Raw genomic sequence first — 12,862 nt, 5'->3', positions numbered from 1 at the left:
AAATAGTTATATTTGTTTGTGAAATCTATAATAAATATGTCAAATTATTCTAAACAAACCAATTGGGCTCAATTCATTCCTTTGGTTACGGTATTCTTCTTTTGGGGATTCGTAGCAGCCAGTAATGATATTCTGATCCCTGTTTTTCAAAAAGCCTTCAATTTATCCCAAACAGAAAGTATGCTCGTACAGATATGCTTTTATGTAGCATACACTGTAGGTTCTTTAATTTATATGATTGTATCAAAAAGCCTGAAGCAGGATTTGATCAATAAAATCGGTTACAAAAACGGCCTTATTGTGGGACTTCTTATTTCCGCAATGGGAACTTTATTGTTTTATCCGGCAGCCAATATGCATTCTTTCCCTTTAATGATCTCCGGATTATTTATTGTAGGCTTAGGCTTCTCTCTGCAGCAGATTGTTGCCAACCCGCTCGCTATTGAGATAGGTCCTACAGAAACAGGATCTCAGAGATTGACAATGGCTGGAGGTATTAATAATTTAGGAACTACTATAGGACCGCTTATTGTTGCTTTTGCCATTTTTGGTTCCGCAAGCGCTGCTAATACAGAAGCAAGTATAGAAAGTGTAAAAATACCTTATCTGATACTGGGGGCAGCTTTTGCTCTTGTAGCTTTAATGCTTAAATTTTCTTCTCTTCCTGCTGTAACTCCAACTAATATTGAGAATACAGATGACAAAATTCCGGGAGAGCACAGAACATCAGCTTTCCAGTATCCTCAATTGGTAATGGGTATGATCGCTATCTTCGTCTATGTAGGAGTGGAAGTTTCCACAGCAAGTAACCTTCCTGCTTATATGGAAAAGAATTTAGGATTTGAAACTAAAGATGTGGCTCCTTATATTTCTTTATACTGGGCATCATTGATGATTGGACGTTGGACAGGTGCTGTAGAAGCATTTGACGTAAATGCGGGATTCAAAAAGGTCTTAAGATTCCTAGCTCCTTATCTTGCATTCGGTGTATTTTTATTTGCAAATGCCATTGCCAAGCATGACATGTCTCCATTCTATGTATATGGATTTATTATTATTGCAATGATCATCTGCGATATCTTAAGTAAAGGAAACCCGGCAAGAATGCTTCTGATCTTCTCTCTGGCGGGGATTACAGCTTTGCTTATAGGGATGTTTACTACGGGAATAGTATCCGTGTATGCATTTACCAGTGTAGGTCTCTTCTGCTCTACTTTATGGCCATGTATCTTCGCATTGGCTATCAACGGACTTGGAAAGCACACCAATCAAGGTTCCGGATACCTTATTATGATGATTATGGGTGGAGGTATTGTAAGCTTTATACAGGGTTATATTGCAGATATTACAAATATTCACTTTAGTTATATCGTAGGGGTTATTTGTTTTGCTTATCTTGCATTCTATGCGATCCGTGTGAGTGGGATTCTGAAAGCCCAGGGCATTGATCTGGATAAAGTATCTAAAGGTAATGGTCATTAAGTTAACAAAAACAATATATAAAAAGAAAAGATTTTGGGCAGGTGTATTACTTGCCCAATTTCTTTTATTCTATGTCTTCTCAAAATCCGGAATAGTGATTTCTTTTTTTGAGAACTTTTTTGAACTTCAGAAAAGCATCCACCAGATGTTGTTCAGCTGGGTTCCTTTTTCCGTGGGAGATCTTCTCTATATTATACTGGGAGCTTTCCTTTTATATTATTTCATCACTTTATTCAGGAAAGAAAGAAGAAACCATTCTATGATCAGGATACTGATTATCATCAATGTTTTTTATTTTATCTATCAGGTTTTTTGGGGTATGCTGTATTTCCAGACGCCCATTATTAAAAAGCTTTCGAGCCAGAAAGAACCTGATGTGGAAAAAGCAAAAAAGCTTGCTCTCATTTATCTTGAAAAATGTAAGCTAACCCGACAATCTGTAAAGGAGGATAATAACGGAGTATTTATCATCACTAATCTTACATCTATACAAAAGGAAATTCTGGATCAGCAGACAAAACTACCGTCTTATATTTCGGATAAAAAAGCCAGTCAGGTTTTGGATATCAAACCCAGCATTTTCAAAAACGTAATGAACTTCACCGGGATTCTGGGATATTACAATCCTTTCACTGCGGAAGCTCAATATAATTCTGAACTACCCCATACATTTATCCCTTTTACAACAGCTCATGAAAGTTCTCACCAGCTGGGTTTCGCCAGAGAACAGGAAGCTAATTTTGTTGGGTATTTAATAGGTATCCATTCCAGTAATTTGGAATTAAGATACAGTACTGAATTTTTTACTTTAAAAAGTCTTTTAAGATTTATTGTGGAGGAAGATCCCGAGTTTGTGAAGAATACTCTTCATCATTATTCTCCTGCTATGAAAAGAGACCGTGCTTATGAAAAGAGCTTCGTTTTTCGTCATCAGGGATGGCTGGATGATTTCTTTGGTTTCACCAATAATTTATTCCTGAAAAGCAACCAGCAGGAAGGTTCTGTAACGTATTCTTACTTTATAGATCTGCTTCTAAATTATGAGAAAACATAAAAAAAGAATCGTATCAGGCGATACGATTCTAAAAACACAAATGATGAAAAAAAATTTATTACCTTGACTTGTTCCCTCATTCAAGGCGATGTAAAAGTACGACATATTTTATAAATACAAAAACATTTCTATCCTTTTTTAAAACTTTAAGAAAACTTTATGATTTTTTAAGTTCTTTTGAGTTCATTTCCTCATGTTATAAATCGTAACCAATAACACTATTCAATGTAAAAATATTGAACAAAACACGTATAACCTATTAAATGTTTACAAAATTAAACAAATGTTTAAATAGATAATATTCTACTTTTCCCTTATTTTCGTCATTTTTAAAATTGGAGTTATCCCCGGAATTTTAAGAGATATTTCTAAAATTTGGACCTCAAAATTTTAAAGATTTTCAGATCAAAAAATATTATTTTATTCATTCTTTTAAAACATGAATTTCTATATAAATTTCATTCTACTTTTCATCATAATTGATATTTATACAGGAATACACCTGATTTGCTTTGTTGTTATCAAACCAAAAGAACTTTTACGCTTTAAAAAGATATAAATCTTTACAAAAGCCAGCAGATTTTAACCCAACAACATATTTTACAATCTACTTCCAAATCTCTTTTTTATAAAATAAAATATTGAAATTCAAATCAAATCTATCAAAACCCACCTATATCTCACTAATAAAAGAAAAAATTTTTTGTATATTTAAAACATCTGTGTATTTTAGATAAAAATATTAATATGATTTTTGACAAACTAATTAACCACTTAAAACTCGATAAACAGGAATTTATTTTCCAGTTCAACTCACATCCCAATTACCCGTCTGCTTTGGCTTTTAGTGATACACTAAACTTTATGGGGGTAAAAAATGACGCTTACGAACTTGACAAAGAATATTGGGACGAACTTCCTGAAGAATTTATTGCAATTGTTGAAAATTCTTTCTCTCTTGTAAAAAAATCAGGAAGTAATTATTCAGTATATTCAGAAAAAGCAAAAACCTTCGGCAAGGAGGAACTTTATACCAAATCAACAGATTTTGTACTTCTTTTTGAAAAAACAGAAAATGCAGAAAATAAGCTGGCCTTTAATTTCAAACCGGTTCTTTACATCATTTTTGCAGCTGTACTTGCTTATTCATTGATAAGCCAAAACATTTATGAAGCTATTTTCAATCTGCTTTCTTTGGCTGGGGTGTATATTTCGCTTGAAATCTTCAATCAGAAATTCGGGAATACATCAACGGTAATCGGAAGTATTTGTGGAGGCGGCGGTACTGCAGCCAACCAGACGGCCAACTCGTGTGATAAAATTATCAAACAGGATAAAACCAGTATTTTAGGGTTGAAATTTGCAGATTTCTCCCTGATCTATTTTGCAGGACTTGCAGTATTAGGTCTGTTTTTACCAGCAACGGCTTATATTGTGAAAGGATTTACTTTCGTTTCTATCCTGGCAATAGGTTATTCTCTATACATTCAGGCTTTTGTAGAAAAAACATTTTGTAGAGTCTGCCTTCTGATTATTTCAATCCTTGTAGGACAATTGGTGATCAGTAGCCTATTCTTCCTAAATCTGTCTTTCAGTGTAGGAACTCTCCTATTAACAGTCATTCTATGGGCACTTGTTTTCTCTGCGATTATTTATTTCAATACGCTGCTTGAGCAAAAAGAAACTCTTCAGAAGTCGAACGCGAAAAACCTTCGATTCAAAAGAAATTATGAGCTTTTCAAAAACCAGATGGAGCAAAATCAAAAAATAGAATTTCAGGATACAGAAACTTTTGCCGTAGGAAAAAGAGATGCTAAACTTCGTATTTCTATCGTTTCCAATCCGTATTGCGGGTTCTGTAAAGATGCTCATAAACTGGCAGAGGGTCTTCTTGAGAAATATCCTGATACCATTTCTTTACAGATGAGATTCAATTATAGTCCTGACAGAGCTCCTGAGAAATACACACAACTTATTTCAGACTTAACTCATATTTACCACAACAAACCTGAAAAAGAATTTTTACATGCTGTAGAAGAATGGTTTGAAACAAAGGACGAAAGTAAAGTCAATGCTCTTTCCGGAGGAAATGTAACATCAGAAAACCTGAATCCACTGGTGGAGATGTCTAAGGAAAACAGTAATGCCGGATTAAGCTTTACTCCTATCTTTATCATCAACGGATATCAATTCCCTGACAAGTATGACCGTGAAGATATTTTATTCTTTATTGATGAATTGATAGAAGATGATGAGATTTAGTAAATAAATCTTACCGATTCGAAAATTTCACTATCTTAGGAAAAACAAAATAACCATCTGAAAAGATGTAAGAGAGCAGAAAAAACGATGATAAACAGGACTATTCTTAGTTTCTATTTCATTGAATTATAATTGAATTAAAGTAAAAATGTCGTCATCCGTTGACGGCATTTTATAATGAGTAATAGTTTTGAAAAAAAAATTTCCATTTTATAAGCAGCCAGACACTAAAGATTGCGGCCCTACATGTCTTAGGATCGTAAGTAAGTATTATGGTAAAAGTATATCACTGCAGCAGATTCGTAACCTTTCTGAGACAACACGTGAAGGAAGCAGCCTTCTTGGACTGAGCGATGCAGCAGAAAACCTGGGTTTCCGGTCAATGGGAGTCCAAATCGATTTCAATACCCTTAAAGAGGAAGTTTCCTTTCCTTGTGTTGCACACTGGAATAAAAATCATTTTGTAGTTGTTTATAAAATCGATAAAAACAACAAAGTATATATTTCAGATCCCAGTTACGGACTGATCACCTATACACGCGAAGAATTCATCAAATCCTGGATCGGAGAAAACGCAAATGAAAATACAGAAGAAGGTATTGTTTTGATTCTTGAAACCACACCTGCATTTTTCCAGACAGAATTTGACACTGAAGAAAGTAAAGCCAGTTTTACCTTTCTTTCTAAATATTTACTGAAGTATAAAACACTTGTTATCCAGCTGGCCATAGGACTTTTAGGAGGAAGTTTATTATCTCTGATATTCCCGTTTCTTACCCAAAGTATTGTAGACGTCGGGATACAGAACCAGGATATCAACTTTATCTATGTGGTTTTGCTTGCACAGATCATGCTATTCCTCGGAAGAATGGGAATCGAAACCATACGAAGCTGGATTCTTCTTCACCTTTCAGCAAGAATTAATATTTCAATTATCTCCGATTTCTTTATCAAATTGATGAAGCTTCCGATAAGTTTCTTTGATACGAGAATGACAGGAGATATCATGCAGAGAATTAATGATCATCACAGAATTGAACAGCTTCTTACGAGTTCGTCTTTAAATACCCTGTTTTCTCTCGTGAACCTTATTATTTTCAGTATTGTTTTGCTGTTTTATGATTACAGACTATTCATTGTATACCTTGTTGGAGCGGTATTGTACATCGGGTGGATCAGCTTCTTCCTGAAAAAAAGAAAAGAACTTGACTACAAGAGATTCTCCCAGGTCTCCCAGGAGCAGAGTAAAGTTATTGAACTTATCAACGGTATGCAGGAAATCAAAATGCATAATGCCGAAAAACAAAAACGTTGGGACTGGGAATTTCTTCAGGTAAAACTATTTAAAATCAGAATAAAATCCTTGTCACTAGAACAGTGGCAGTCTGTAGGAGGTAACTTTATCAACCAGATGAAAGATATACTTGTGAGTTTCCTTTCTGCAAAGCTTGTTTTAAGCGGAAATCTTACCTTAGGGATGATGCTTTCTGTTCAGTACATTATTGGACAGCTGAACAGCCCGCTTCTTCAGCTTATTGACTTTATCAAACAGACGCAGGATGCGAAAATTTCCCTTGAAAGATTAGGTGAAATTCACGATAAAGATGATGAGGAAGATAAAAATGAGCAGTATGCCACAGATGTTCCAAAGAGAGATATTGAAATCAAAGATATGTCATTCCGATATATTGGTTCGGATGTTCCGGTTTTTGAAAACCTGAGCCTTACCATTCCTTATCAGCAGACGACAGCTATTGTAGGAGCCAGCGGAAGCGGTAAAACGACATTATTAAAGTTATTGATGAAGTTTTATGATCCCGATCAGGGTGAAATCAGAATTGGAAACACCAATATGAAAAATATTTCTCCGAGGTACTGGAGAGACCACTGCGGTGTGGTAATGCAGGAAGGATATGTATTCAATGATACTATTGCTAATAATATTGCTGTAGGTGAAGATCATATAGACAAACAAAAGCTGAGACGTGCTGTAGAAATAGCCAATATCAAAGAATTTATTGAAAGTCTTCCATTAAGCTATAACACCAAAATCGGGAATGAAGGAGTTGGTGTCAGCGGTGGTCAGAAACAGAGGCTTTTCATAGCAAGAGCCGTTTATAAGTCTCCTGAATACATTTTGTTTGATGAAGCCACATCAGCACTGGATGCCAATAATGAGAAAGTGATCATGGAAAATCTTGAGCAGTTCTTCAAAGGCAAAACAGCCGTAGTTATTGCGCACAGACTTTCCACAGTAAGACATGCTGATAAAATCATTGTACTGGATCAGGGAAGAGTGGTAGAAGAAGGAAGCCATGCCGAGCTGGTAGATTTAAGAGGAGAATATTACAGACTGGTAAGAAATCAGCTTGAATTGGGAAGCTAACTAACATACAGCGGAATCCGAAAAGCTTATAGAGTAGGAAAAATAAAAACTAATTTTAATCATGAAAAATCTAAAAAAACTTTCAAGAAAAGAACTGACAGCTGTCAGTGGTGGGGTTGTTTTACCTGGAAACAATTGTTGCGGATCCTGGTGTCTTGGCAGTTGGGTACCATGCCGTATAAAGCATTTTGAGTGCCCTCCAGATGCAGACACTTCAGCCCCGGAATGGTATGATGGGAACTGTCCATTTATTTAAATTATATTCCCCCTGAAATAAAGGGGGAAATTTTACTACATAACAATGAAAGAAGACGTTTTAGACAATATTGAACTCCGCTCAGAAAGCGTACAGGATATTCTTACCCAGCCACCACATTGGATGATCCGCTGGGGAAATACCGTGATATTTATTATCCTCCTGTTGATTCTCTTCATGAGCTACATTATAAAATACCCGGAATTTGTACCGGCTCCTATTATTGTAACTTCCCAGAATCCTCCGGAGAAGATCGAGGCCAGAACAAGTTCTAAAATTGAAAAAATATTTATAAAAGACCATCAGGAAGTTAAAAAGAATGATGTGCTTATGGTCATGCAGTCTGCTGCCAACTATAAGGATATTTTAGAACTGAAAACGCTGATAGATTCTATTACTCCTGATAAATTATATACCTTCCCTATTGCTCAGACTTCAAGATTTAAATTGGGGGAACTGCAGGGGGAGTACAATAGTTTCGCAAAAGCATTCCAGGATGAAGCTCTTTTTACAAGATTACAACCCTACGCTCCGGAAAATCTGGCAGCCAATCAGAGTATTTCCGAATACAAGGTTAGAATAGCTACTTTAAAACAGCAGAAAAATCTGGAATCCATAAAATATGATCTGACTAAGAAAAACTTCAACAGATCTCAGGAATTGTTCAACCAGGGGGTGATTTCAGCGATGGAACTTGAAAATGAAAAAATCAAATATCTTCAGGCTCAGCAAAATCTTGAAAATCTAAAAATTTCCATATCACAAATGGACGAAGGAGTTTCCAACCTTAATAAAACGAAAAGCGGAACAGCCATTAATACAGAAAAAGACAGAATCACATACTCTTCACAAACTTTACAGCTTCTCGAGCAATTAAGAAAATCATTAAAACAATGGGAACTGAATTATCTTGTTATATCATCTACAGATGGTGTGGCCAGTTTTCAGCAGTTTTTTGGCGAAAATCAGTTCGTAAAGGTTGGTGAACCCATCCTTTCTATTCTTCCTAGAAATAAGGAGCAATTAGTGGGCAGAATGTCTGTTCCTACAACAAACTCAGGAAAGATCATTCCTGGTGAAAAAGTGCTGATCAAACTAGACAACTACCGATTCCAGGAATATGGTATCATTGAAGGAAAAGTACAGAACATATCCCTTATTCCTGATGATAAGGGAAATTATTACGTAGATGTCATTTTACCAAAAGGATTAAAAACAAGTTACAACAAAACACTTGTATTTGATAAAGAGCTTAGAGGAAGCGCAGAGATTGTAACACAGGACCTGCGACTGATTGAAAGATTCTTCTATCAGATCAGAAAGCTTCTTGGATATCAGGTTTGATAAATAATCATAAAAAAGAATAAAAGCCGTTTTGCAGATTGTAAGGCGGCTTTTTTATAAACTCATTGTAAAAATTACTATTCTCAATTTTATTTTTACAGTAAAAACAATACACTTTATCATTTAGCCCATTATTACACATATTATTTAGCTCAGATAGGAATTTGATCACGCAAAGCTTTATCTTCCAAAAAAAGGCTGTAAAAAGACCGATACAGTAGTCTATTATTATAAAGTAAAAGATGAGATATAATTGAAGAAACAAAATCATTCCCTTAATTTTCTATCGGAAGACGATTATTTACAGAAATGAAAAGACAGAATGATAACTTTTGAAAAAATAAAAACCGCAATCATTAAATCAATGATTGCGGTTTATTGTAGCGAAGACGGGAATTGAACCCGTGACCTCAGGGTTATGAATCCTGCGCTCTAACCAACTGAGCTACCTCGCCGTTTTGGTGGTGCAAATATAGAAAATATTTCTTTACCTCCAAAATTATTTTAACTTAAAATATTCCAAAACATCGCCAACATGGTCTGGTTTACTGATAATCTTATTGTTAGCATCTAAAATAAAATACGTCGGAGTTGCATGAATATTGTATGTATCAGTATAACTACTGTTCCATCCTCTCAATTCTGAATCATTCACCCATGGGAATGCTGCAATCTTTTTGGTATACGAATTCTTGTCAACGTCTAAAGATAACCCCACAACCTGAATATTTTTTGATTTCAGATCATTATATTTTTCCAGAAGTTTTGGTAATTCGCTTTCACAGTGAGAGCATGTGGATGACCAGAACACGATAACCTTTTTATCTGCCTTTATATCGTATAATGACTTCGCAGTAGTATTCACTGGTGACTGGAACTTATAATTAGGAAAAGCAGCTCCCATTTCAATGTTTGCATTCGATTTTAAAGTAGAAGCAAGCCTGTCTGTGATGGTGCACTTAAGGTTCTTAGCAAGTGACAGATATTTACTCTTGTATTCATCCATCTGGTATACATCAAAAATATCAATCAGTTCCGACAAAACAGTCTGCCCTCTTGGAGTCTCAACTTTCAGACGATCTAATAAAGTATCAACAGATTTAGTAACATTGGTATTGCCTCCGGAATTCAGATAAGATACAAGTACTGGTCTCAGCAATGAAGAACTTTCAAGCATATCACCGGATTTATCCAAAAAGTTAACTATTTCTTCCTGATCCACTTTCTTGGTTGAATCTGATGAATTTGAAATAAATTTACTGTAATTGGTATTATAATAAGCTATAAACGGATGTTGAGCGGCATCAATAGTACTGGAAGTACCAGAAAGCCTGTCGATTTCAGTTCTCAGAGCTTTTCCAAAGTCTGTATTATCCTTATAATATTCTTTGATCTGTGCTAAAGCCGGCAAAATAAGCTCTTTTTTTTGTGAGCCTTCCTGCTGCTTACTCATCAGATTATTGGCTTCATCCAGATAAATAACATCTTTTACCTTATTATTCTGGATATCCAGTTTAAAGCTGACATTTTTATTTTCAGAAATAAAGCTTACTGTGTTATTAGAGCCCGGGAAATAAACTTTCATCATTCCCATATAATTGCTCGGATACTTAAAGGTCCATGTATTATTCTTACTTTGTTCTTTAGTAACAATAATATCTTTCGAACCGTTTAGTGTATATAGAATAGCATCTTGATCTTTAAAATCTGCCGGAGTCTGAATCGTAACTGTAAACTGAGCCTGCAGAGCAAATGCAGCCAAAACTGCAGATAGCGTGTAAATCTTTTTCATAAGGTAAAAATAAAAAAACTCCCTGACTAATCAGAGAGTTTAATATTATTTTAATAAAATTTTATGCTTTTACGCTCTTGTACTTTTTTGTAAAGTAAACAATAAATCCAATTGCTACGATAGCAAGTACATATACATACATATCAATAGGGGCAGGAGCTCCTGTTCCGTTTCCTCCTCCTCCTCCTCCAGATGGTGGTGGCGATGGTGGAGTTTGAGCATATGCTAAAGATACAACAAATAGGAAAAGCGCCAGGACTAGTTTATTAATAGTTTTCATGTGGTTTATTTTAAGATTTTAGTGTTAACAGTTTCTCCCTTATCAGAAACGATTTTTACAACATATGAATTTTTAACTGAGCCATCTAGCTCGATTACAAAATCTCTGGATGTTTCAACCGCTTTTTTAGAGATTACTAGTTTACCGCTCATATCATAAACTTGAATGTCTGCCTTTTTCCAGTTTGGATCAAATCTAACAATATAATTTGTAATTGATGGATTATAAACTACAAGTGTTTTAGAAACACCTTGAGTTGTTTTACCTGTAGCTAAAGTAAGATTACTTGGTTCTCCGTAATATAGGTTAGATTCTGCGTTTGTTACAGGTACAACGTCTCCTTGTTTTGCTTCTATTAAATTACCATTTTCAGCTTTATAGTAGAAACCAATTCCTGAAGATAGCTGGTGCGCACCAGTTGGAATTAACTCAGCATTTTCTCTGATCTCGAATTTATAAGACTTCACCTGGTCGTAATAGTTCATTAACTTAACATTCTTACCTTGGAAGTTATTCTCATTAGCTTCGTTAATATATAACCAATAGTTTTGATTATTAGTATCATATCCGCCATTCAATGCTTCTTCATAAGTACCGATAAGATTTGTACCGGCTGAAGACTGAACTGAAGTTGCAGCAGAAATCTGATGCCCTGTTGTTAATGCTGGAGAAACAACATAATATGTTCTGGAAAGTTCTTTTCCATTAGCATCTAATCCGATTACACCAAGCTGCTTTATTGAATTGCTTACTGTCTTGCCATTAGCCATTTTAGCAGCATTCACATTATAATCAGTACCTGAAGTTCTTGCTGTTGACTTGAATCTTCTCAGTGTATTAAAGTTTAAAGTCTGAAGTGTATTATTTCTTAACTTGATTTTAAACGACTGCATAGGTTTTACTACTACCAAATCTACGTCACCAATAACTGGAGCAACTCCATCACCTGTTGGGAAGAAAGTAACTACCTTATTTCCTGTAGCGTAAGTAGAACCATTTGAAAGAGTAACTATCGTACCTGGGTTATATTCAACACCCCAGATATTTTTCACTGCATTTCCGTCAGTTGTTGTACCTGCTTCAGTATATCCGATACTAGCTAAATCTATATTAGTAAGGAAAGGGTTTCCGAATTGATACCAATTCTGCGCAAATGTTCCAGCCCATGGGGTTGTAGTAAACTCAAAATTATCATCAAGATAAGTATTGAACTTCTCGCCGTATTGGTTTGTACCATTACCATTAGTACCGTACACTACATTAGAGGTACCTATATTAGATCCCCCTGCATTCTGCAATGTTAAAGCACTAGCATAGGGCGCATAGGGTTTACCATTAATATTGAATACAGTAGCAGCACCTGCAGGAGCACTTGGATTCCAGTCATTATTTTTTACTCTAAGCATATAATAACCTGAAGGGTCCCAAGTAGTCGAGGTAGGAGCTAAATTCAAAGTAGTAATAGCAACAGCATTGGTGTTATCCCACTTCAGAATCGGGTTAGCGTTAGTTCCGGTTCTAGTAGTATTGAACGTTTTACCAAGTTCAGTCGATAATGAATTAAAAGCTTTACCAGAGAAAGGCAAAGCAACTTGCTGGAAATAATTACCACTACCATTACTAGTAGTTCGGTATTCTTTGGTAACAATACCTGTAATATTAGACTGGGAAATTCCGTCGATGAACAACTGTCCATACGTAGAAGTTGCAAAGGTACCAGGAGTATTAAGCCTTAAAATAATATTACCACCGTCAGTTTTATCAGCTGTACCGGCAGCATCAATTGTTTTAAAAGCATCTGAACCAGATCCTACAACCATTATATTTCCATGTACATCCAAAAGACCATTACCTTTTGTTTGTACACCTCCACCGCTATAAACTAGGGTGCCTTCGCTCACATACATATTAGCATTAGTGTCGACATGACATAGTATCTGCGCCTGAACAGAATAACTAATTGCTAAAAGACCTATAGCAAATAAACTTTTTCTCATTGTATAAAT

Annotated in this window: 9 protein-coding genes and 1 tRNA gene; 6 read left to right on the top strand and 4 right to left on the bottom strand. The window is 35.4% G+C overall.

Annotated features, from left to right (window positions below):
• Positions 1–36 precede the first annotated feature (36 nt).
• From LKL37_RS22915 to LKL37_RS22890, 6 genes are all read left to right on the top strand, one after another.
• Positions 37–1,482 carry an MFS transporter gene (locus LKL37_RS22915; protein ID WP_431612563.1) on the top strand — a complete coding sequence of 482 codons (1,446 nt, stop codon included), beginning with the start codon at positions 37–39 and terminating at the stop codon, positions 1,480–1,482.
• Positions 1,483–1,576: 94 nt separating this feature from the next.
• Positions 1,577–2,536: a DUF3810 domain-containing protein gene (locus tag LKL37_RS22910; RefSeq protein WP_431612562.1), complete on the top strand. Its 960-nt coding sequence runs from the start codon at positions 1,577–1,579 to the stop codon at positions 2,534–2,536.
• A 747-nt stretch (positions 2,537–3,283) separates the two neighbouring features.
• Complete coding sequence (locus tag LKL37_RS22905) at positions 3,284–4,798, top strand: thioredoxin domain-containing protein (protein ID WP_431612561.1); 1,515 nt, start codon at positions 3,284–3,286, stop codon at positions 4,796–4,798.
• Between the two features lie 190 nt (positions 4,799–4,988).
• The gene (locus tag LKL37_RS22900; protein ID WP_431612560.1) at positions 4,989–7,184 is read left to right on the top strand and encodes a peptidase domain-containing ABC transporter; all 2,196 of its coding nucleotides are present in this window, start codon (positions 4,989–4,991) and stop codon (positions 7,182–7,184) included.
• Between the two features lie 61 nt (positions 7,185–7,245).
• Complete coding sequence (locus LKL37_RS22895) at positions 7,246–7,440, top strand: bacteriocin-like protein (RefSeq protein ID WP_431612559.1); 195 nt, start codon at positions 7,246–7,248, stop codon at positions 7,438–7,440.
• Between the two features lie 45 nt (positions 7,441–7,485).
• Complete coding sequence (locus LKL37_RS22890; RefSeq protein ID WP_431612558.1) at positions 7,486–8,784, top strand: HlyD family secretion protein; 1,299 nt, start codon at positions 7,486–7,488, stop codon at positions 8,782–8,784.
• A 381-nt stretch (positions 8,785–9,165) separates the two neighbouring features.
• On the opposite strand, the gene LKL37_RS22885 is transcribed toward LKL37_RS22890, so the two are convergent.
• From LKL37_RS22885 to LKL37_RS22870, 4 genes are all read right to left on the bottom strand, one after another.
• Positions 9,166–9,239: transfer RNA gene (locus LKL37_RS22885), tRNA-Met, on the bottom strand.
• Positions 9,240–9,283: 44 nt separating this feature from the next.
• Positions 9,284–10,576 (bottom strand): TlpA family protein disulfide reductase, encoded by a 1,293-nt coding sequence (locus tag LKL37_RS22880; protein WP_431612557.1) that lies wholly within the window; start codon positions 10,574–10,576, stop codon positions 9,284–9,286.
• A gap of 61 nt (positions 10,577–10,637) precedes the next feature.
• Complete coding sequence (locus tag LKL37_RS22875) at positions 10,638–10,856, bottom strand: signal peptidase (RefSeq protein ID WP_431612556.1); 219 nt, start codon at positions 10,854–10,856, stop codon at positions 10,638–10,640.
• A 5-nt stretch (positions 10,857–10,861) separates the two neighbouring features.
• Positions 10,862–12,853, bottom strand: a complete 1,992-nt coding sequence (locus LKL37_RS22870; protein WP_431612555.1) for a T9SS type A sorting domain-containing protein — start codon at positions 12,851–12,853, stop codon at positions 10,862–10,864.
• Positions 12,854–12,862 lie beyond the last annotated feature (9 nt).

Source organism: Chryseobacterium sp. 'Rf worker isolate 10' (genome assembly GCF_050753305.1).
Taxonomy (GTDB): Bacteria; Bacteroidota; Bacteroidia; order Flavobacteriales; family Weeksellaceae; genus Chryseobacterium.
Note: the sequence above shows the minus strand (reverse complement) of the source record. Positions and strands in the feature narration are given on the sequence as shown.